General features: G+C 73.1%; 18 protein-coding genes. 11 read left to right on the forward strand and 7 right to left on the reverse strand.

From position 1 onward, the window contains the following. Positions 1-113 precede the first annotated feature (113 nt). From OG408_RS29445 to OG408_RS29455, 3 genes are all read left to right on the forward strand, one after another. Positions 114-584 carry a Dps family protein gene (locus OG408_RS29445; RefSeq protein ID WP_266783619.1) on the forward strand — a complete coding sequence of 157 codons (471 nt, stop codon included), beginning with the start codon at positions 114-116 and terminating at the stop codon, positions 582-584. A gap of 111 nt (positions 585-695) precedes the next feature. Further along, positions 696-890: a CsbD family protein gene (locus tag OG408_RS29450; RefSeq protein WP_266783621.1), complete on the forward strand. Its 195-nt coding sequence runs from the start codon at positions 696-698 to the stop codon at positions 888-890. Positions 891-1,083: 193 nt separating this feature from the next. Next, complete coding sequence (locus OG408_RS29455) at positions 1,084-1,446, forward strand: hypothetical protein (RefSeq protein WP_266783623.1); 363 nt, start codon at positions 1,084-1,086, stop codon at positions 1,444-1,446. On the opposite strand, the gene OG408_RS29460 is transcribed toward OG408_RS29455, so the two are convergent. The 3 genes from OG408_RS29460 to OG408_RS29470 all read right to left on the reverse strand — a co-directional run bounded on the left by OG408_RS29460 (position 1,394) and on the right by OG408_RS29470 (position 7,831). Continuing rightward, entirely contained in the window at positions 1,394-2,158 is a 765-nt protein-coding gene (locus tag OG408_RS29460; RefSeq protein WP_266783625.1) for an SDR family NAD(P)-dependent oxidoreductase, read from the reverse strand. The two genes, OG408_RS29455 and OG408_RS29460, sit on opposite strands and share 53 nt — an antisense overlap. Before the next feature lie 36 nt (positions 2,159-2,194). Further along, a complete protein-coding gene (locus tag OG408_RS29465; protein ID WP_266783627.1) occupies positions 2,195-3,022 on the reverse strand; it encodes a DNA-formamidopyrimidine glycosylase family protein in 828 nt (275 codons plus the stop codon). A 141-nt stretch (positions 3,023-3,163) separates the two neighbouring features. Beyond that, a complete protein-coding gene (locus OG408_RS29470; protein ID WP_326672856.1) occupies positions 3,164-7,831 on the reverse strand; it encodes an Lhr family helicase in 4,668 nt (1,555 codons plus the stop codon). Between the two features lie 100 nt (positions 7,832-7,931). On the opposite strand from OG408_RS29470, the gene OG408_RS29475 reads away from it, so the two are divergent. From OG408_RS29475 to OG408_RS29485, 3 genes are read left to right on the forward strand one after another with little or no spacing between them, the layout of a single operon-like run. Then, positions 7,932-8,795 (forward strand): AraC family transcriptional regulator, encoded by an 864-nt coding sequence (locus tag OG408_RS29475; protein WP_266783631.1) that lies wholly within the window; start codon positions 7,932-7,934, stop codon positions 8,793-8,795. Between the two features lie 10 nt (positions 8,796-8,805). Further along, positions 8,806-9,642 (forward strand): AzlC family ABC transporter permease, encoded by an 837-nt coding sequence (locus OG408_RS29480; protein WP_326672857.1) that lies wholly within the window; start codon positions 8,806-8,808, stop codon positions 9,640-9,642. Continuing rightward, complete coding sequence (locus OG408_RS29485; protein ID WP_266783635.1) at positions 9,639-9,944, forward strand: AzlD domain-containing protein; 306 nt, start codon at positions 9,639-9,641, stop codon at positions 9,942-9,944. The genes OG408_RS29480 and OG408_RS29485 overlap by 4 nt, the downstream gene beginning before the upstream one ends. 87 nt (positions 9,945-10,031) lie before the next feature. Here the strand turns inward: OG408_RS29485 and OG408_RS29490 are convergent, their stop codons facing one another. Both OG408_RS29490 and OG408_RS29495 read right to left on the reverse strand, forming a co-directional pair. Continuing rightward, the gene (locus tag OG408_RS29490) at positions 10,032-11,375 is read right to left on the reverse strand and encodes an MFS transporter (protein ID WP_266783637.1); all 1,344 of its coding nucleotides are present in this window, start codon (positions 11,373-11,375) and stop codon (positions 10,032-10,034) included. Next, the gene (locus OG408_RS29495; protein WP_326672860.1) at positions 11,372-12,772 is read right to left on the reverse strand and encodes an alkyl sulfatase dimerization domain-containing protein; all 1,401 of its coding nucleotides are present in this window, start codon (positions 12,770-12,772) and stop codon (positions 11,372-11,374) included. The genes OG408_RS29490 and OG408_RS29495 overlap by 4 nt, the downstream gene beginning before the upstream one ends. 149 nt (positions 12,773-12,921) lie before the next feature. Between OG408_RS29495 and OG408_RS29500 the strand changes: the two genes are divergently transcribed. Further along, on the forward strand, positions 12,922-14,154 hold the full coding sequence (locus tag OG408_RS29500) for a PucR family transcriptional regulator (RefSeq protein WP_326672862.1): 1,233 nt from the start codon (positions 12,922-12,924) through the stop codon (positions 14,152-14,154). A gap of 54 nt (positions 14,155-14,208) precedes the next feature. Here OG408_RS29500 and OG408_RS29505 read toward each other — a convergent pair whose 3' ends face one another. Beyond that, positions 14,209-15,123 (reverse strand): hypothetical protein, encoded by a 915-nt coding sequence (locus OG408_RS29505; RefSeq protein WP_285571339.1) that lies wholly within the window; start codon positions 15,121-15,123, stop codon positions 14,209-14,211. A 79-nt stretch (positions 15,124-15,202) separates the two neighbouring features. Here OG408_RS29505 and OG408_RS29510 point away from each other — a divergent pair, with 79 nt between their 5' ends. The 4 genes from OG408_RS29510 (at position 15,203) to recX (ending at position 18,990) form a co-directional block, all read left to right on the forward strand. Continuing rightward, positions 15,203-15,397, forward strand: a complete 195-nt coding sequence (locus tag OG408_RS29510) for a DUF3046 domain-containing protein (RefSeq protein WP_266783645.1) — start codon at positions 15,203-15,205, stop codon at positions 15,395-15,397. 172 nt (positions 15,398-15,569) lie between these two features. Continuing rightward, positions 15,570-16,796 carry an AI-2E family transporter gene (locus OG408_RS29515; RefSeq protein WP_326674611.1) on the forward strand — a complete coding sequence of 409 codons (1,227 nt, stop codon included), beginning with the start codon at positions 15,570-15,572 and terminating at the stop codon, positions 16,794-16,796. 304 nt (positions 16,797-17,100) lie between these two features. Next, positions 17,101-18,237, forward strand: a complete 1,137-nt coding sequence (recA, locus tag OG408_RS29520) for a recombinase RecA (RefSeq protein ID WP_326672865.1) — start codon at positions 17,101-17,103, stop codon at positions 18,235-18,237. 3 nt (positions 18,238-18,240) lie between these two features. Further along, positions 18,241-18,990 (forward strand): recombination regulator RecX, encoded by a 750-nt coding sequence (gene recX, locus OG408_RS29525; protein WP_326672867.1) that lies wholly within the window; start codon positions 18,241-18,243, stop codon positions 18,988-18,990. Positions 18,991-19,108: 118 nt separating this feature from the next. Here recX and OG408_RS29530 read toward each other — a convergent pair whose 3' ends face one another. Next, the gene (locus tag OG408_RS29530) at positions 19,109-19,744 is read right to left on the reverse strand and encodes a DUF6197 family protein (protein ID WP_285571347.1); all 636 of its coding nucleotides are present in this window, start codon (positions 19,742-19,744) and stop codon (positions 19,109-19,111) included. Positions 19,745-19,848: the final 104 nt, after the last annotated feature.

Raw genomic sequence — 19,848 nt, forward strand, 5'->3', positions numbered from 1 at the left:
GTGGAGAAGGCCGGGGAACGATCCTTTCGGACAACTCCCCGGATGACCGTTTTGCTTCGTTTGTGCCATCGTGGTTGGTGCTGAGCGGAACGGATACCAGAACGGAGACGTGCATGTCTGTGGTGAAGAGCCCGCTGTCCGAGACCGACCTCAAGTCCGTGGGAGGCGCGCTCCAGGGCGCCCTGGTCGACCTCGTCGACCTCTCCCTGGTGGCCAAGCAGGTCCACTGGAACGTGGTGGGCCCCCGCTTCAGGTCCGTGCACCTCCAGCTGGACGAAGTCGTCGACACCGCCCGCCAGCACTCCGACACGGTGGCCGAACGGGCCTCCGCGCTGGGCGTCAACCCGGACGGGCGTTCGGGGACGATCGCGAAGACCACGGCCATCGACTCCGTGCCCGAGGGCTGGGTCAAGGACGTCGACGCCGTACGGACGCTGGTCGACGCCCTGGGCGTGGTGATCGGCCGGATGCGTGAGCGCATCGAGGTGACGGGCGACCCCGACCCGGTCAGCCAGGACATCCTGATCACGCTGACCGCGGATCTCGAGAAGCATGCCTGGATGTTCCAGGCGGAGAGCGCCTGACACGGCGTTTCCGCCGCCTCCCGGCCGGGCTGCCCAGCCCTGGCGGGGACCAGTCCAACCGGCCCGCCCCGCATTGGGTGGAGGCCGGACCGCAAGATCCGAGGAGTTGCGATGACCGACGAGAGTGCGAAGGACAAGATGGCCGGCAAGGCCAAGGAAGCCATGGGCAAGATGACCGGCAACAAGCGCATGGAGTCCGAGGGCAAGGCGGACCAGGCGAAGGGCAAGGCCAAGGGTGCCGCGGGCGACGCCAAGGAGCGTGCCGAAGGCGTCAAGGACTCCCTGACCCCTGACGACAAGAACTGACCCTCGGTTCGCGGAGCCCCCACCGGAAGCGGTGGGGGCTCCGCTCTGGACCGGGCCCCCGGTGCGGTGGCGGAGCAGCCGCCGGCGGATGGGAGTGCGCAGGAGCGCGGCCGCGCCGCGCGCGCCGGTACTGCACCGGTGCGCTCTCCCATCGGGCGATCGGGCCGGAATAGGTTCGGTGAAGGAGGCGGCCATGGTACGGCGATGGGTGCCGGCGCTCGTGCTCGGCGGTGTGTGGTGGTGGGCCGTGCTGCGGCTGGTGCTGGAGCCGGCGCACGCGGGTCCGATCGAGGGAGCGGTGGCGGCGGGCGGATGGGGGCTCAGCCTGCTGCCCGTGCACGTGGCCGCCACGGCCCGGCCGACGGGGATATTCGACGCCGGGACGGGGCTGCTGCGACGGTGTGCCGAGAGCATCCGTGACATCGGCCGGTCCTGGCGTACGAACGACGAGGGGCTCTTGCGCGAGAGCGGCCCGTCCTGGTCCGTGACCGGGGCGTGGCGCGCTACCAGGGCATGGCGACGCCGCCGTTCGGGCGGAGGATCTGGCCGGTCATGAAGGCCGACGCGTCCGAGGCCAGGTGGAGCACCGTGTGTGCCACGTCATCGGGTTCCCCCACTCGGCCCAGCGGTGCGATGCGCGCCATCGTCGCCTCCGCGCGGTGCTGCTGCTCCGCGTCGTGGCGGGCGGTCATGGGGGTCCGGATCCAGCCGGGGGCGACCGCGTTCACCCGGATGCCGTGCGGTCCCAGCTCGGTCGCCAGGGTCTTGGTGAGCTGGACCACGGCCGCCTTCGCCGCGCTGTAGCAGAGCAGGCCCGGGCTTGCGGAGTCGACCGCGCCCGAGGCCATCGTGATCAGTGAGCCGGGGGAGCCGCGCGTGACCATGGTGCGCGCCACTTCCTGGCAGGCGTGGAGAACGCCCTTGAAATTCACGGAGAGCACCCGGTCGAGATCCTCGTCCGCGGTCTCCAGGACGCTGCTCGTGTGCATGATCCCGGCGACGGCGGCCAGGATGTCCAGCTCGCCGGAGGCCAGGACGGCGGCCCGGACCTGGTTGCGGTCGGTGACATCGAGCGGGTGGGTGTGGGCTTCGCCACCCGCGGCGGTGATCAGGTCGAGGGTCCCCAGGAGGCCCTTCTCGTCGAGATCGGCGCAGTGGACGGTGGCGCCCGCCTCCGCCAGCAGGACGGCGGTGGCGCGGCCGATGCCGCCGGCGGCGCCGGTGACGAACGCGGAGCGGCCGGTGAGGTCGTACGCGGCGAGAGGCATGACCGGACCGTACGACTGGATCTGACGGGTCGTCAACTACGGGGTGGGGCCCGATTGGCAGCGTGGGCACCAGTAGGTGGGGCGGGTGTCCTGCTCCGCGGTGCGGACGGGCGTCCCGCAGCGCAGGCAGGGGCGGTGGGTGCGGCCGTAGACCCAGAGGTTCTCGCTCGGGCGGCGGGCGCGGGGCGCCGGACCGGTACGGGAGACGGGACGGGCGCCGGCGGTGGTCACGCGGACCGGGCGGTCGCGGTTGGCTTCGAGGAGCTGCCTGGCCGTGCTGACCAGGAGGGCGGCCGTGGACGGGGGCAGTTCGCCGACGGGCAGCCAGGGGGTGGCGCGGGCCAGGAAGCAGAGCTCCGACTTGTAGATGTTGCCGATGCCCGCCAGGTTGCGCTGGTCCAGGAGCGCTTCGCCGAGGGGGCGGGAGGGGTCGGTGAGCAGATTGTGCAGCGCGGTGCCGGCGTCCCAGCCGGGTCCCAGCAGATCCGGTCCGAGGTGGCCGACCGCCTTCTCCTCGTCGACGGTGCGCAGGAGTTCGAGGACGGGGAGCCGGTAGCCGACAGCGATGTGCGCGGCGTTGGCGAGGACGGCCCGGATCTGGTGGCCGGGGCCGCCCCGCCAGCGCTCGCCCGGGGCGTAGACGCGCCAGGCGCCGTCCATCCGCAGATGGCTGTGGAGGGTGAGTCCGCCCTCGATACGGGTCAGCAGGTGCTTGCCGCGCGCGGACACGTCGAGCACGGTCCGGCCGGTCAGATCGGCGGTGGCGAACCGCGGCACCCGCAGATCGGACCGGGTGAGGACCTCGCCGGCCAGGGCGCTGTGCAGCCGCTTCGCGGTCTGCAGGACGGTGTCTCCTTCGGGCATACGTCCATGATGCGCCGCGGATGGGCCGCGGGCCGGTGAGCCATGGCACGGACCGGGGGTACAGCCTGCGAGCCGGGGCTGCGCCGCGGGCTGAGGGGCCGCGGTTCCGGCGGGCGCCCGGCGACCGGGCCCCGGCGGTGTTCAGGAGCGGAGGCGGAGTCCTCTCGGGGTGGCGAGGAAACCGGCCGCCTCCAGGGTGCGGCCGAGCGGTGAGGTCAGGGACGAGGCGCCGTTGGTGCGCTCGACCGTGACCGTGCCCAGGGCGCCGGCACGGGCGGCGGCGGCCAGTGCCGCCGCGGCCGCCCGGAGCGCGGGATCGTCCGGCTCGGTCGGCCAGGCGAGGAGCGTCTTGCCGCCGCGCTCCATGTACAGCGTCAGCTCGCCGTCGACGAGGACCACGAGAGAGCCCGCCTTGCGGCCCGGTTTGTGCCCGGCCCCGGCAGGCGGCTCGGGCCACGGCAGGGCCGCACCGTACGCATTGGCCGGATCGGCCGCGGCGAGGACCAGTGCGCGGGGATCCGCGCCCGGCTCCGTGCGGTCGCGGGCGGTGGAGGCCGCGCGCAGCCGGTCGACCGCGCCGTCCATCGCGAACTGCGCCGCCCCCAGCCCCTCCACGACATAGCCGCGGCGCGCCTGCCCGTTGTCCTCGAAGGCGGACAGCACGCGGTACGCCGCGGAGAAGCCGCCCTCGACGCCCTCGGCCTGGACCGCGCCCCGGGTCACCACCCCGTGCCGGTCCAGGAGGGTGCGGGCCAGGGCGTGGGCCCGGTGCGTGGGCTCGGGTTCGGCGGGCGGCAGCAGCGACCAGCGGCCCGAGACGGTGGGCGGACCGGTGCGGGAAGCCGGGCGCGCCGAGGCGGTCAGTGAGCCGTAACGGCCGCGCGGAACGTTCCGCTTGGCGCGGTGCGCGGTCGATCCGGCCGTGCGCCCTGACCCGAGGAGCGCGCGCAGCGGAGCCAGTGTGTCGTTGGTGAGCCGCCCCGACCAGGCCAGGTCCCAGAGGGCGTCCGCCAGTTGGGGATCGGTGGCGTCCGGATGGGTGGTGGCGCGGACCTGATCGGCGATCTGGCGGAAGAACAGCCCGTACCCGCCGCTCAGCGTCGTGAGAACGGACTCGTGCAGCGCGCTGAGTTCGAGCGGGCGAGGGGGAGGCAGGAGCAGGGGTGCGCTGTCGGCCGGATAGAGGCTCAGCCAGCCGTCCTTGCCGGGGAGCGCCCCTGCTCCGGCCCACACGACCTCGCCGGTCGTGGTGAGTTCGTCCAGGAGCGCCGGGGAGTAGCCGGTGACCCGGCCGGGGAGGATCAGCTTCTCCAGCGCGGACGCGGGGACGGGCGCCCCCTGCAACTGCTCGATGGCGCGGGCCAGTCCGTCGATCCCGCGCAGGCTGTTGCTGCCGAGATGCTGCCACTGCGGCAGGAACCCCGCCAGCGCGGCGGGCGGCACCGGCTCCAGCTCATGGCGGAGCGCGGCGAGCGAGCGGCGCCGCAGCCGCCGCAGCACGGTGGCGTCGCACCACTCCTGGCCGATGCCCGCGGGATGGAACTCGCCCTGGACGATCCGGCCCGAGGCCGCCAGCCGTTGCAGCGCCCCGTCGGTGACGGCGGTGCCGAGGCCGAAGCGGGCGGCCGCCGCGGTGGAGGTGAACGGGCCGTGCGTGCGGGCGTAGCGGGCGAGGAGGTCGCCGAGAGGGTCCTTGACCGGTTCGGTGAAGGCTTCGGGGACGCCGACCGGGAGCGCCGTGCCCAGCGCGTCGCGCAGCCGGCCGGCGTCCTCGATGGCCGCCCAGTGCTCGGCGCCGGCGATCCGGACCCGGATGGCCCGGCGGGCCGATGCCAGCTCCTGCGCCCACTGCGGCTCGGCCCCGCGCTCGGCCAGCTCCGTATCGGTGAGCGGGCCGAGGACCCGCAGCAGGTCGGCAACACCCTCGATGTCCTTGATCCGGCGGTCCTCGGCCAGCCACTGGAGCTCCTGCTCCAGCTCGGTCAGGACCTCGGCGTCGAGCAGCTCGCGCAGTTCCGCGCGGCCCAGCAGTTCGGCCAGGAGGCGGGAGTCGAGGGAGAGCGCGGCGGCCCGCCGCTCGGCGAGCGGTGAGTCGCCCTCGTACAGGAACTGCGCGACGTAGCCGAAGAGGAGCGAGCGGGCGAACGGGGAGGGTTCCTGGGTGGTCACCTCGACCAGGCGGATCCGGCGGGCTTCGAGGTCGCTCATCACCTCCGTGAGCCCGGGGACGTCGAAGACGTCCTGGAGGCATTCGCGGACCGCTTCGAGAACGATGGGGAACGAGCCGAACTCGGAGGCCACCTGGAGGAGCTGGGCGGCCCGCTGGCGCTGCTGCCACAGCGGTGTGCGCTTGCCGGGGCTGCGGCGCGGCAGCAGCAGCGCGCGGGCCGCACACTCACGGAAGCGGGACGCGAACAGCGCGGAGCCGCCGACCTGGTCCGTGACGATCTGCGCGATCTCGCCCTGGTCGAAGGCGACGTCTGCGGCACCGACCGGGGGCTGGTCGCTGTCGAGGCCGACGTTGGCCGGGGCAAGCGGCGCCGCTCCCGCGCCCGCCGCCGGGTCCTGCGCGGGGTCGAAGTCGAGGAGGTCCAGGCCCATCATGTCGGCGTCCGGCAGCCTCAGCACGATGCCGTCGTCGGCATGCATGACCTGGGCGTCCATGCCGTAGCGCTCGGCGAGACGGGCGCTGAGGGCGAGCGCCCACGGGGCGTGCACCTGGGCGCCGAACGGGGAGTGCACCACGACGCGCCAGTCACCCAGCTCGTCCCGGAACCGCTCGACGAGGATGGTCCGGTCGTCCGGCACATGGCCGCAGGCCCGGCGCTGCTCGTCGACGTACGACAGCACGTTGTCCACGGCCCAGGTGTCCAGGCCCGCCGCCAGCAGCCTCTCCCGGGCGTCCTCGGGGGACAGCCCGCCGAGCTCGCGCAGGAACGCGCCCAGCGCACGCCCCAGCTCCAGCGGACGGCCCAGCTGGTCGCCCTTCCAGAACGGCAGCCGGCCGGGGACGCCGGGCGCCGGTGACACCAGGACCCGGTCGCGGGTGATGTCCTCGATCCGCCAGGACGTGGTGCCCAGCGTGAAGACATCGCCGACCCGGGACTCGTACACCATCTCCTCGTCCAGCTCGCCGACCCGGCCGCCGCCCTTCTTGGGGTCGGCGCCCGCCAGGAAGACCCCGAAGAGTCCGCGGTCGGGGATGGTGCCGCCGGAGGTGACGGCGAGCCGCTGGGCACCGGGCCGGCCGGTGACCGTGCCGGCGACGCGGTCCCACACGACGCGCGGGCGCAGCTCGGCGAACGCGTCGGACGGGTAGCGGCCGGCGAGCATGTCGAGGACGGCGGTGAACGCCGACTCGGGGAGCGAGGCGAAGGGGGCGGCCCGCCGGGTCACCGCCAGCAGGTCGTCCACCTGCCAGCTGTCCAGGGCGACCATCGCGACCAGCTGCTGGGCCAGCACGTCCAGCGGATTGGACGGGATCCGCAACGCCTCGATGGACCCCGTGCGCATCCGCTCGGTGACGACGGCCGCCTGCACCAGGTCGCCGCGGTACTTCGGGAAGACGACGCCGGTGGAGACCGCGCCCACCTGGTGTCCGGCCCGGCCGACCCGTTGCAGCCCGGAGGCGACCGACGGCGGTGACTCCACCTGGATCACCAGGTCGACCGCGCCCATGTCGATGCCCAGCTCCAGACTGGACGTGGCGACCACCGCCGGCAGCCGGCCCGCCTTGAGGTCCTCCTCGACCTGGGCGCGCTGCTCCTTGGAGACCGATCCGTGGTGAGCCCGGGCGAGCAGCGGGGGAGCGCCCTTGGCCGCACCGGACTCCGCCATGATCTCGGCGGGGGAGTGGGCCTCGGGCATCGTCTCGCCGGTGGCCCGCTCGTACGCGATCTCGTTGAGCCGGTTGCAGAGCCGCTCGGCGAGACGGCGGGAGTTGGCGAAGACGATGGTGGAGCGGTGGGCCTGGACGAGGTCGGCGATCCGCTCCTCCACATGCGGCCAGATCGACGGCTTGTCCGCCTGACCCGCGGAGTCCGGGTCGGTGGCGGGGGAGCCGCCGAGCTCGGCCAGGTCCTCGACCGGCACGACCACCGACAGATCGAACTGCTTGGTGGACGGCGGCTGGACGATCTCCACCTTCCGCTGCGGCGAGAGGAAACGCGCCACCTCGTCGACCGGCCGGACCGTGGCCGACAGGCCGATCCGTCGGGCGGGCCGGGGCAGCAGCTCGTCGAGCCGCTCCAGGGACAGCGCGAGATGGGCGCCCCGCTTGGTGCCCGCGACCGCGTGCACCTCGTCGAGGATCACCGTCTCGATCCCGGCCAGCGCCTCGCGGGCCGAGGACGTCAGCATCAGGAAGAGGGACTCGGGGGTGGTGATCAGGATGTCCGGCGGCCGTGTCGCCATCGAGCGGCGCTCGGCGGGCGGGGTGTCGCCCGAGCGGATGCCCACCCGCACCTCGGGCTCGGGCAGCCCCAGGCGCACCGACTCCTGGCGGATGCCGGTCAGCGGCGAGCGGAGATTGCGCTCCACGTCGACCGCGAGGGCCTTGAGCGGCGACACGTACAGCACACGGCAGCGCTTCTTCGCCTCGGCGGGCGGCGGGACCGCCGTCAGCTGGTCGAGGGCGGCGAGGAAGGCGGCCAGGGTCTTGCCCGATCCGGTCGGGGCGACGACCAGGACGTCCGACCCCTCGCCGATCGCCCGCCAGGCACCCTCCTGCGCGGCCGTCGGCGCGCTGAAGGCCCCCGTGAACCAGCTGCGGGTCGCGGGGGAGAACGAATCGAGTGCGGAGCCGGTCATGCCCCCATCGTGCACCCCGCCACTGACAACGGCTGCGACAAGCGGCGGGCCGGGCGGCGCACCGGCGGCCCCCGTCCCCGCGAGCTGCGAGAATTCGGGCATGGCAGGAGTGAAGGGCCCGACGGAGTGGGCGAGGTACTGGCAGTACGCGGAGCTGCCCGACCTCGACCTGCTGCGGGCCCGCTACGTCCGCCACACCTTCCCGCGCCACAGCCACGAGGGCTACGTCTTCGGCACCATCACGCAGGGCGTCGAGGACGTCGGACTGCCCGGCGGAACCGTCCACGCCGGACCTGGCACCGTCGTCATGATCAACCCCGAGGTTCCGCACACCGCACGCGCCGGAGTGCCCGAAGGATGGGTGTACGCGACGCTCTACCCGTCCGCCCAGGTGATCAACGACATCGCGGCCGACACGACGAACCTGCGCGGCACGGTCGGGTTCACGCAGTCCGGCGTGGTCGATCCGTACGCGGGCCGGCTGATCGGCGAGGTCCACCGGGCGGCGGAGGAGGGTAACGCCCTCGCCGCCGACAGCGTGCTGCGGGCCCTGGTCACGCGCCTGCTCACCCGGCACGGCAGCGCCCTGCCGGCCCGTACGGCCGGGGCCGCGGGCGCACGGGACGCGGCACGCGCCCGGGCCGTCCTGGAGAGCCGGATGGCCGAGCCGCCCACCCTGGAGGCCCTGGCCACGGAGCTCGGCACGAGCCCGTTCGCCCTGCTGCGGGCCTTCAAGAAGCAGTACGGAATGCCGCCGCACACCTGGCTCACCGACGCCCGGGTCCGGCGTGCGCGGCGGATGCTCGACGCGGGCGCGGCCCCCGCCGCTGCCGCCGCCGAGGTCGGCTTCACCGACCAGCCGCATCTCAACCGTCATTTCACCCGCATAGTCGGGGTGCCACCCGGCGCCTACCAGCGCGAACGCGCAAGAACGTACAAGACCGGCCCCGACCTGCCCGGGTAGCGTCCCGGGCGTGGCAGAACAGACAGCACCCCCTCAGAGCGTCGCCGGCCCGCCCGGCGGTGCGACCACCGCCGAGGCCAAGCCGGACGCGGCCGTCGTACGTGACGCGCTCGGCGTCGGCATAGCCGTCGGCCTCTCCGGCTTCGCCTTCGGCGTCGCCTCGGCCGGCTCCGGACTCAGCCTGCTGCAGACCTGTGCGCTCAGCCTCCTCGTCTTCACCGGCGCCTCCCAGTTCGCCCTGGTGGGCGCCCTGGCCGCCGGCGGCAACCCGTACACCGCGGCCGCCGGCGCCTTCTTCCTCGGCGTACGTAACTCCTTCTACGGCCTGCGGCTGTCGCAGCTGCTCGCCCTGCCGCGCGCGCTGCGCCCCCTCGCCGCGCAATGGGTCATCGACGAGACGACCGCCGTGACGCTGCCCCAGCCCACCCGGCGGGCCGCCCGGATCGGCTTCACCGTCACCGGTCTCACGCTGTACGTGCTGTGGAACCTCACCACGCTGGTCGGAGCGCTGGGCGCCGAGGCGCTCGGCGACACCGCCGCCTGGGGGCTGGACGCGGCGGGCCCGGCCGTCTTCCTCGCGCTGCTCGCACCCATGCTGAAGAGCACGACCGAGCGGGTCACGGCCGCGCTCGCCGTCGTGCTCGCCCTCGGCCTGCTGCCCGTGCTGCCCGCCGGGGTGCCCGTCCTGCTGGCCGCGCTCGCGGCGCCCGCCGTCCTCTTCCTGATGGGGCGCGCCAAGGGCGGGACCGCAGGCGAACCGGCCGGGATGGCCGAGGGAGCGCACGCAGCGGAGCGGGCCCCGGAGGCCGGGGATCCGCGCACCACCACGCAGGAGGACGGCCGATGAACGTCTGGATCGCCATCGCACTGACCGCCGTCGGCTGTTACCTCGCCAAGCTCCTGGGACTCCTGGTGCCCGCCGGCGCCCTGGAGCGCCCGCTCGTGCAGCGCCTGGCAGCGCTGCTTCCGGTGGCCCTGCTCGCCGCCCTGACCGCGCAGCAGACCTTCGCCGAAGGATCGCACCTGGTGCTCGACGCCAGAGGTGCCGGACTCGCCGCCGCGGCCCTCGCCCTCGTGCTCCGGGCGCCCTTCCTCGTCGTCGTGGGGGTGGCCGTGGTCGTCACCGCCGGAGTACGCGCCCTCGGCTGACCGCGCGCGACGGCCGAGGACGGATGGGTAAGGGGCTCGGTCCAATGGACCGAGCCCCTTACACCTGGCCTGCGGGATGCGCCCGTCTCAGTGCACGGGCGGAGCGGCCGCCGGAGCCTCGGGAACGTCCAGGCGCAGGGCGTCCTTCTCGGGCCGCAGGAAGCAGACGGCGAGCACCCCGGCGACCGCGACCAGACCCGCCATCAGGAGATATGCGGAGTGGTAGCCCGCGGGCACCGATGCGGCCGCATCCACCATCCGGCCCGTGACCAGCGGGGACAGGACGCCCGCCAGGGCGTAGACGAACGCCAGGGCCCCCAGGGCCACCCCGCGCTGCCCGGCCGGGGTGATCCGCGCGACGGCCGTCTGCGACACCGTGAGGATCACGTTCGTCAGCGCCATCGGGCCGACCATCAGCGCGATCTTCACGCCCACCGCGTCCACCTCCGCGAACGCGGCGATCGACACGGCGGCCACACACATCACCAGCCCTCCGCCGAGCCCCGCGGGCAGCCGGGGCGCCGTCCCCTTCGACGAGGCCCGCCGGGCGAGCAGGCCATGCGTCAGCAGCACCACCGCGTTGCCCACCGCGGTCGCCGTCACCACGGCACCCGATTGCTTCAGGCTCAGTCCGGACACCTCGTGCAGATAGTCCGGAGCCCAGGTCAGCCCGGCCGAGAGCAGCCAGTAGGCGGCGAATGCCCCGAAGGCGGCCGTCAGCCAGGTGCCGGAGAGCAGCAGCCGTCGGTAGGGAACGGACGGAGCCCCCTCGTCACGGGCGGCGGACCGCCCGGCGAGCGGTGGGGCAAGAGGGCCCTCCTCGCCACGGGCGTACCAGCACACCGCCCAGACCAGACCGATGAGCCCCACGGAGCCGAAGGCCCAGCGCCACCCCCACACGTCGATCACCACGGTGAGCAGCGGAGCGGACACCGCCACCCCGCCCGCCGCACCGACCATCAGCACCGCCGTCGGCAGAGTCCGCTCCCGCTGCCCGAACCAGCCGTGCAGGTGGTGCACCGCCACCGGCGCCGCCGGACCCTCCGCAGCGCCGAGCAGCACCCGGGTCGCCAGCAGCGTCCCGAAACCCGCGGCACCCAGCAGCATCGGCAGCTGCGCCGCCGACCACAGCAGCGCCATGCCGAGCAGCAGCACCGTCGTCCGGACGCGGCGGGTCAGGAAGGACACCCCGAGCGCGGCCAGGCTGAACAGGGCGAAGAACGCGGCCTGCGCCGTACCGAACTCACCGCGGGTCAGCCCCAGCTCCGCGCGGATCGGATCGGCGGCCAGCCCCATCACGGTCTTGTCGGCGAAGTTCACCAGCATGAAGGTGAGCAGCAGCCAGGTGGTGCCCCAGGCGCCCCGTCGCAGTCGCCGCGCCCCTTCCGTGTCAGCGGGCGGCGCGGTCGCCTCCCCGGTGCCGGCGCTCATCCGTCCTCCCCGGGCTCCCCGCCGCAGCCGCAGGCTTCGTCGTCCGTGACGCCGACGCTGATCATTCCGGCCGCACGCCTGCGGCCCTCGGGCGAGCGCGTCAGCTCCGTCTCCAGATCGGTGCCCTCGGCCACCGCCGCAGACTCGGCGGCCGCCCAGTTGAACACTCCGCGCGCCATCGTCGACGTCTCGGCCGTCGCCCTCCGTGCGTAGACCCGGGCCCGTGTCCGTGCCACGTCCACATCGGCCGGGGCCGCCAGCGCGGCGGTCTCCGCCAGGTGCGCGGCCAGTCGCAGTTCGCCCTTGTCCAGCAGTTCGGCCGCGCGCGCCGCCAGCACGGCCGCACCGCCCGCCGTGGCGGCGAACTCGGCCGCGACCGCCGCGTCCGGAGCCGGCTTGAGGTGCGCCGGGTTCTGGTCGTACCAGCCGCCCCACAGCCGCCACAGGTTCCGTACGACGAACTCCGGCTCGTCGTAGGCCGGATGCAGATAGGGCCTCGCCAGCAGTTCCTGAGGCACCTGGACGCCGTGCACCACCGCGTCGAGGCGGTGGCCCGCGTTCATCAGGGCCCTGGTCTGCTCGCACAGCGACTCCAGGAGACGCGCGGTGTCATCGAGCGCCCGGTGGACCCGGTCCCTGCCCACGATCGGCACGCCGTGCCCCGGGAGCAGCAGTTCGGCACCCAGCTCCTGCATGGCGCGCAGCGCCCTCGCCCATTCCTCCGGATAGCGCTGCACCTTCTGGGGGTTGCCCGCGTTCGGCGTGTTCCAGATGAACAGGTCGCCGGTGCACAGCGTCTTGAGCTCGGGGATCCACACATAGGTGCTGTCGTCGGTCTCGCCCTTGGCGTGCACCAGCTCGAAGGCCAGACCGCCACGCCGGACCGTCATCCGCTCGCGGTAGGTGGTGTCGGGGTAGCGGTAGGTGGACGGCCAGTTCAGCGACGGCACGCCGAACTGCCTGCGGTTGATCCAGGTGTTGTACCCCGCGGTGCTGACGTAGCGGTCGAAGCGGGCAGTGACGGCCTCGTGCGCGATGACCTCGGGCCGCTCCCGGCCCTCGCTGTCCGCCTGCGCGTCGAAGGGCGCAACCCCGAAGACGTGGTCGATGTGCCCGTGCGTGTAGACGACCGTGCTCACCGGCTGCTCGCTGAACGCGCGGACCGCCTCGTGCAGCGGCCCGGCGGTACGGATGTCGCCCGAGTCCACCAGGACCAGCCCGTCGCCCGTGTCGAAGACCGCCACATTGGCGAAGGCGGGCAGGAAGCCGACCCGCTCGCGCACGGTCACCAGCCCCGCGCCCGAATACGTCCCCGACAGATGGGCCAGCAGGGTGTCCTCGCCCTGCCACACCCGGTCGACATAGCTGAGATAGTCCGTCGGCTTGTGCTCGGTCATACCTGCGGCTCCTTCGGTCCTGTGCGGCGGATCGCCGGAATCCAGAGTCTCGGCCTCCCCGGTGACCTCCGACACCCACCCTCGTCACACCGCCGCGCGCCGCATACTGTGACGTGTCACAGCACCCACCGGAACGCGGGAGAACCGCCGTGCCCCTGTCCGACGCGGCGAGAGCCCTCGCCCTGCGCTGCGAGCCCCGGGTCAACGAGCTGGCCCGGCACATGGCCCGGGAGTCCTTCGAGCAGCTTCCCGGGTACGCGGACCTCCCCGGCGACGTGAAGGACCTGGAGATCGCCGCCACCGCCCGGCACGGGGTGCGGCTCTTCCTGCGACGGGTCAGCGATCCGCATCCCGGCGCCGGCGGGCTGCGGCTGTTTCGCGAGCGGGCCGCGCAGCGCGCCGAGGAGGGCGTGCCCCTGCACCTCCTGCTGCGCACCCACGCCCTCGGCGTGTACGTCCTGTGGCAGGCGCTGCGCGAGGCGGCGGAGCCGGGCGAGGAGGGCGCGCTCATCGAACTCGTCGACCTGCTGCTCCAGTCGCACCACCTGCTCCTGGGCGCCGTGGCCGAGACCTACATGGACGAGCGCTCCGCGCTGGAGGCGGAGCAGCGGGAGCGGCGCCGCTCCCTGGTCCGCGGCTTCCTGGACGGGACGCTGGAGCCGGTTCCGGCGCTGCTGGAGGAACTCGGTCTGGACGGGCCGGCACTGGTGCTCGCCGTCGCCCTGGAACCTGAGGACGGCCCGGGCGGGCCGGACGGCGGGCAGCCGGACGCCCCCGGCCCGGTGACGGTGCGGCGCGGCATGCGGCGGATCCAGACGGTCCTCGACCAGACCTTCGGTACGGAGCTGCTGTTCCTCTTCGACGCGGGTGCCGGCCACGCCGTCGTCCCGCGGGACTGCGAACCGCCGGACGATCTCGCCCGCCGGCTGTCCCGCGCCTGCGGGGCCGGGGTGCGGATCGCCGCGGCGCGGGCCGATTCACCCGCGGCGGTGCCCGAGGCGTCCCGCACGGCGACGGAGATCCTGCGGATCGCGCGGGTGTGCGGGCTGCCCCCGGGGGTGCACGGTCTCGACGACGTGCTCCTGGAATTCCACCTGTCGCGGCCCGGCCCCAGCGGCCGGCGCATCGCCGCCCTGCTGGACCCGGTCGCCGCCCGCCCCGAACTCCTGCGGACCCTGCGGACGTACCTGGCGCAGCAGCAGGACCGGCGCCTCACCGCCGTACTCCTCGGGCTGCACCCCAACACCGTCGACAACCGGCTCGCCCGGCTCGCGGAACTGACCGGGCTCGACCTCGGCTCACCGCGCGGCACCGCGCTCGCCATCGCCGCCCTGCTCCTGCGCGACACCGGGCAGGGGGACGAGGGGAGGGGCGGCGCGTGAGAGACCCCGGGCCGGTGGCGGCTGCCGAGCGCGGACCGCTGTCCGGTGCTCCGGTCAGTCCAGGCCGCGTCCGTGGGCCCGCAGCGTCTGCAGGGCCCTGAGCGTCACCAGGGGGCGCCCCTCCAGGGCGGTTCCCGGTGCCCACTGGCGCCAGGTCACCGGCCAGCCGCCGTCCGCCTCCTGCCCGGCCGCCAGGTGGTCCAGGGCCCGGTCCATCTCCTCGTCGGTGAACCACCGGCGCGCGAGCGATTCGGGAGCGCGGGCGTAGTCGTACGGGAAGTGCTGCTCGCCCGGTGCGTACCCGGCCGCGACCGGGTACTCCGTGCGGCGTTCCGGGTGCAGCACCGCGAGCCGCTGGTCGCGCACCAGACGTCCCAGCCGGTCGGCGGCGGCCTCGGCCCGAGGCCGGTCCGGCGCACCGTCGAGGAAGGCGACCGCGGCCTCGATCTCGTAGGGATGCGACGCCTCCAGGGCGTCGACGGCGGCCCAGCAGAAGTCGGTGGCCCGGAACAGCCAGGCGTGCCACACCGAGTTGCGGTGCAGCAGCCCGACGACGGGACCGGTGGCCAGCAGCTCGGCCGGCGGGTCGTCGACGACGGGGATGAACGGAGCGGCCGGGTAGCCGCGTTGCGAGGGGAGCAGAGCGGGTAAGGCCCCTTCCTTGGTGGAGACGTCGGTCAGGTAGCGGCAGATGCGTTCCACCCGGAGCCCGCCGCAGCGGTCGATGGAGTCGAGGACGCTCAGCGCGTGTGCCGTGTGCAGCGGCTGACTGACGGGACCGCGCAGGTCGGGTTCGAGCGCATGGCCGTACCCGCCGTCCTCGTTGAGATAGGCGGCGAGTGCCGTCTCGACGGCGTCCGCGCTTCCCTTCAGGAAGTGATGCGCGAACCGCCGCTGTTCGAGGACACGGGCCGTGAGCCAGATGAACTGCTCGGCACGGTTGAGGGGACTTGTTCCGGTTCCAGCCATGGACCGACCGTAGGACGGTTGGCGCGCTCGGCGAGGCCTGGCGGCCCTGCTGCACTCTCAGGAGCGGGATACTGGTGGCATGCGGTTGACGATTTTCTGGGAACGGATGGCAGACCACTTCGGCGCGGGGTACGCCGACTCCTTCGCGCGTGATCACGTGATGGCGGAACTCGGCGGGCTCACGGTGCGGCAGGCACTGGACGCGGGCTGGGAGACCAAGGACGTGTGGCGAGGGGTCTGCACGGCGGTCGGCATCCCCGCGGACAAGCGCTGACACACGGTCCGGCGCGGTGCGGCGGAGGCTCGTCCTCCGGGGCGCGCGACCGTTTGCCCCGGCAGTAGGCGAGACTTGCCCCGTGGCACCGACAGACGAGACCGTTCAGACCCAGCCGCCCGCCGATCCGCCCGTCCCGCCGGTCGCGCCGTCCGGCACCGGGCCCGTCCGCATGCCGGCCTGGCTGCCGCGGGCCATGGTGCTCGCCCTGGCGCTCTACGGTTGCTTCCGGCTCGGCAGCTGGGCCTTCGACCAGCTCATCGGCCTGCTGATCAACGTGCTGATCGCCTTCTTCCTGGCGCTCGCGATCGAGCCCGCGGTGAGCCGTATGTCGTCCCGCGGCATGCGCCGGGGCTTCGCCACCTTCCTGGTCTTCCTCGGCGTGCTGATCGCCGGGGCCGGATTCGTCGTGCTGCTCGGCTCGATGCTCGCGGGCCAGATCGTCGACATGGTGGAGGACTTCCCGAAGTACCTCGACTCGGTGATCAACTGGGTCAACCAGACGTTTCACACCGAGCTCTCCCGGGTCGAGGTGCAGGACAGTCTGCTGCACTCCGACTGGCTGCAGAAGTACGTCCAGAACAGCGCGACCGGGGTGCTCGACGTGTCCACCACGGTTCTCGGCGGGCTGTTCCGGCTGCTGACGATCTTCCTGTTCTCGTTCTACTTCGCCGCCGACGGCCCACGGCTGCGCCGCGGACTGTGCTCCGTCCTGCCGCCGGCCCGCCAGGCAGAGGTGCTGCGGGCCTGGGAGATCGCGGTCGACAAGACCGGCGGCTACCTCTACTCGCGCGGCCTGATGGCGCTCATCTCCGGCATCGCGCACTACATCCTGCTGCTGGCCCTCGGCGTGCCGTACGCGCCGGCGCTCGCGGTCTGGGTGGGACTCGTCTCGCAGTTCATCCCCACGATCGGTACGTATCTGGCGGGCGCCCTGCCGATGCTGATCGCGTTCACCGTCAACCCCTGGTACGCGCTGTGGGTGCTCGGGTTCGTCGTCGTGTACCAGCAGTTCGAGAACTACGTGCTGCAGCCCAAGCTGACCTCGAAGACCGTCGACATCCACCCGGCGGTCGCCTTCGGTTCGGTCATCGCCGGTACGGCGCTGATGGGTGCCGTCGGCGCGCTCATCGCCATCCCGGCCGTGGCCACGCTGCAGGCCTTCCTCGGCGCGTACGTGAAGCGCTACGCCGTCACGGACGACCCCCGGGTGCACGGCCGCCACCAGTGGCAGCGCGGCGAGGCACTGTCCACGCGGCTGCGCCGGATCTGGCACGCCCCCGAGCCCGACGACGGGCAGGAGCCGGACCACGGGCAGGAGCCGGACCACGGGCAGGAGCCGGGAGCCGACGACGCCGACGACGGGCAGGATCCGGGGGGTCCGCAGCCGCGCTCCTGAGGGCGCGGTGTGCAGCGGTCCGGTGGTGTTGTCCCCGTACGGCCGGGATTAGGCATGACGTCGGACACATGATCTTGACTCCCTGAAACCCGGATGCTAGGCGCTATCCTGGGGGCGAGTCGGTGCGGCGTGGTGCGCTTGACACCAAAATCGAACATCCTTTCTCATGGGATTCCGGCCGGGTTTTGCCGGACTCGACCGTGGAGTTGTCCACAGGCCGGGAGGACGTCGAGGCCCATTGTCAGTGGCAGGGGTTAGCGTCTGAGACGTGAAGCGATCGACTCAAGCAAATCGGGTGGAACCCATGGCAGGAAACGACCGCGAGAAGGCGCTGGACGCCGCACTCGCACAGATTGAACGGCAATTCGGCAAGGGCGCGGTGATGCGCCTGGGCGAGCGGCCGAACGAGCCCATCGAAGTGATCCCCACCGGGTCCACCGCGCTCGACGTCGCGCTCGGCGTCGGCGGTCTGCCGCGCGGCCGTGTGGTGGAGGTGTACGGACCGGAGTCCTCCGGCAAGACGACGCTGACGCTGCACGCGGTGGCGAACGCGCAGAAGCTCGGCGGCTCGGTGGCCTTCATCGACGCGGAGCACGCGCTCGACCCCGAGTACGCGAAGAAGCTCGGCGTCGACATCGACAACCTCATCCTGTCCCAGCCGGACAACGGTGAGCAGGCCCTCGAGATCGTGGACATGCTGGTCCGCTCGGGCGCGCTCGACCTGATCGTCATCGACTCCGTCGCGGCGCTCGTGCCGCGAGCGGAGATCGAGGGCGAGATGGGCGACTCGCACGTGGGTCTGCAGGCCCGTCTGATGAGCCAGGCGCTCCGGAAGATCACCAGCGCGCTCAACCAGTCCAAGACCACCGCGATCTTCATCAACCAGCTCCGCGAGAAGATCGGCGTGATGTTCGGCTCGCCGGAGACCACCACCGGCGGCCGCGCGCTGAAGTTCTACGCCTCGGTGCGCCTCGACATCCGCCGGATCGAGACGCTCAAGGACGGCACCGACGCGGTCGGCAACCGCACCCGCGTCAAGGTCGTCAAGAACAAGGTCGCGCCGCCCTTCAAGCAGGCCGAGTTCGACATCCTCTACGGCCAGGGCATCAGCCGCGAGGGCGGTCTGATCGACATGGGCGTGGAGCACGGCTTCGTCCGCAAGGCCGGCGCCTGGTACACGTACGAGGGCGACCAGCTCGGCCAGGGCAAGGAGAACGCCCGCAACTTCCTCAAGGACAACCCCGACCTCGCCGACGAGATCGAGAAGAAGATCCTGGAGAAGCTGGGCGTCGGAGTCCGGCCCGAGGCCGAGCAGCCCGTCGCCGAAGCCGGTGCGGACGCGGCAGCCGTGGCGGCGGTTCCGGCCGACGGCGCGGCGAAGGCGGTACCCGCTCCGGCCGGCAAGGCCAAGCCGGCCAAGGCGGCGGCGGCCAAGAGCTAGACCGTGACGCGTCGTACGGAGTGGCCGGGCAGCGCCGCCGACCCCGGCGCGGGCCCCGGTCCCGAATTCGCCGCCGGGCAGACGGCCGGATCCGACAACGAGCCCGATCCCTCCCACGAGCCGGCCACCAGGGCCGGCCGCGGCAGGGGTCCGGGCACGGGGGCCGGATTCGGCGAGGGGGCGGGGCGCCGTTCCCGCTCCCGTTCCCGGGACAGCGGCTCCTCCTCCTCGTCGAGGGCCGAGAAGGAGGAGCCGCGAGATCCGGTCGAGCAGGCGCGCAACATCTGCCTGCGGCTGCTCACCGGGACTCCGCGCACCCGCAAGCAGCTCGCGGACGCCCTGCGCAAGCGGGAGATCCCGGACGAGGCGGCCGAGGAAGTGCTCTCACGCTTCGAGGACGTCGGTCTGATCGACGACGCCGCGTTCGCCGGTGCCTGGGTGGAATCCCGGCACCACGGCCGCGGTCTGGCGCGCCGCGCCCTCGTCCGGGAGCTGCGGACCAAGGGGGTGGACTCCGCCGTGATCGACGAGGCCGTCGGTCAGCTCGACTCCGAGCAGGAGGAGGAGACCGCGCGTGAACTCGTCGCGCGCAAGCTCCGGTCCACCCGGGGCCTGGAGCGCGACAAACGGCTTCGCCGCCTTGCGGGCATGCTCGCCCGCAAGGGGTACGGGGAGGGAATGGCCCTGCGCGTGGTGCGCCGGGCACTTGAGGAAGAGGGCGAGGACACCGAGGGGCTGGACGACACTTTCTGAGCGCTGCCGGAGTTCGTTCGGGGCCGGCCCAAGGGTGCGGTCCGGTGACGGAGGCGCTGCGGGGCGTCGAGGGGCGCTGTGCGGTGCCGGTGCGTAGAGGTGGGAGCCGCCCCGGGTGCTACTGCCCGGCGCGGGCCGCGCGGCTGATGGTGGCGTCGATCAGGGCGAGGGCGTCCGCGGCGGTGCGTCCCGGGTAGCGGTTCCACGGCCCGATCAGCCCGGTCCAGCCCTGGGAACGGAGCTCGGCGATCAGCCAGGCACCGGCCCGGTCGACGGTGTGCACCGATCCGTGGCCCAGCCGGTGTGCGGTGAGCATGGCGCCGCAGATGCAGCGGGCGCCCCGCGCGTTGCGGAGCCGGTAGGGGGTGTTCTGCCAGCCCCACTCGGTCAGGATCTGCCGCGCATGGGCGAGATGGACGGAAGGCCGCACCTCCGGCTGTCCGATGCGCCGCCAGGCATGGAGCCGGTCCGGCAGCACCGCACCGAGCCGCCCGGGAAGGGGCCGCTCACGCGGCACGGCGGCGGGCAGGGTGCGCACGGTGTCGGCGATGAGCTGCTCCACCGGGACGGACAGCAGGGCGCGCCAGTCGTCCGAGGGCGCCGGCCGCCCCTGGGCGTCGCCGGGCGGGACGGGGCACAGGGGTTCGGGGACGGTGACGTCCCAGCCCGTGACGATCTGCTGCCAGGCCTCCGAGTCATGGAGGCGAGCGGCCTGGACGTCGACGTCGTCGGGGGTGAGAGAGGTGGTCGGCATGGGTGCGGGCTCCCCGTCGTAGCAGCGGCACAGCGTCGGGCACAGCCGTCGCCCCCGCTGTCACAGCGGTGCGTCATGGCCGGGCCGTAGCGGTCCTTGGCGTT

Source organism: Streptomyces sp. NBC_01257 (assembly GCF_035917255.1).
In the GTDB taxonomy this organism is placed as follows: domain Bacteria; phylum Actinomycetota; class Actinomycetes; order Streptomycetales; family Streptomycetaceae; genus Streptomyces.

What these genes read in the sequence shown, in the direction of transcription:
- OG408_RS29445 (WP_266783619.1), top strand. Translation starts at nt 114, where the DNA reads ATGTCTGTGGTGAAGAGCCCGCTGTCCGAGACCGACCTCAAGTCCGTG.
- OG408_RS29450 (WP_266783621.1), top strand. Translation starts at nt 696, where the DNA reads ATGACCGACGAGAGTGCGAAGGACAAGATGGCCGGCAAGGCCAAGGAA.
- OG408_RS29455 (WP_266783623.1), top strand. Translation starts at nt 1,084, where the DNA reads ATGGTACGGCGATGGGTGCCGGCGCTCGTGCTCGGCGGTGTGTGGTGG.
- OG408_RS29460 (WP_266783625.1), bottom strand. Translation starts at nt 2,158, where the DNA reads ATGCCTCTCGCCGCGTACGACCTCACCGGCCGCTCCGCGTTCGTCACC.
- OG408_RS29465 (WP_266783627.1), bottom strand. Translation starts at nt 3,022, where the DNA reads ATGCCCGAAGGAGACACCGTCCTGCAGACCGCGAAGCGGCTGCACAGC.
- OG408_RS29470 (WP_326672856.1), bottom strand. Translation starts at nt 7,831, where the DNA reads ATGACCGGCTCCGCACTCGATTCGTTCTCCCCCGCGACCCGCAGCTGG.
- OG408_RS29475 (WP_266783631.1), top strand. Translation starts at nt 7,932, where the DNA reads ATGGCAGGAGTGAAGGGCCCGACGGAGTGGGCGAGGTACTGGCAGTAC.
- OG408_RS29485 (WP_266783635.1), top strand. Translation starts at nt 9,639, where the DNA reads ATGAACGTCTGGATCGCCATCGCACTGACCGCCGTCGGCTGTTACCTC.
- OG408_RS29490 (WP_266783637.1), bottom strand. Translation starts at nt 11,375, where the DNA reads ATGAGCGCCGGCACCGGGGAGGCGACCGCGCCGCCCGCTGACACGGAA.
- OG408_RS29495 (WP_326672860.1), bottom strand. Translation starts at nt 12,772, where the DNA reads ATGACCGAGCACAAGCCGACGGACTATCTCAGCTATGTCGACCGGGTG.
- OG408_RS29505 (WP_285571339.1), bottom strand. Translation starts at nt 15,123, where the DNA reads ATGGCTGGAACCGGAACAAGTCCCCTCAACCGTGCCGAGCAGTTCATC.
- OG408_RS29510 (WP_266783645.1), top strand. Translation starts at nt 15,203, where the DNA reads ATGCGGTTGACGATTTTCTGGGAACGGATGGCAGACCACTTCGGCGCG.
- OG408_RS29515 (WP_326674611.1), top strand. Translation starts at nt 15,570, where the DNA reads ATGCCGGCCTGGCTGCCGCGGGCCATGGTGCTCGCCCTGGCGCTCTAC.
- recA (WP_326672865.1), top strand. Translation starts at nt 17,101, where the DNA reads ATGGCAGGAAACGACCGCGAGAAGGCGCTGGACGCCGCACTCGCACAG.
- OG408_RS29530 (WP_285571347.1), bottom strand. Translation starts at nt 19,744, where the DNA reads ATGCCGACCACCTCTCTCACCCCCGACGACGTCGACGTCCAGGCCGCT.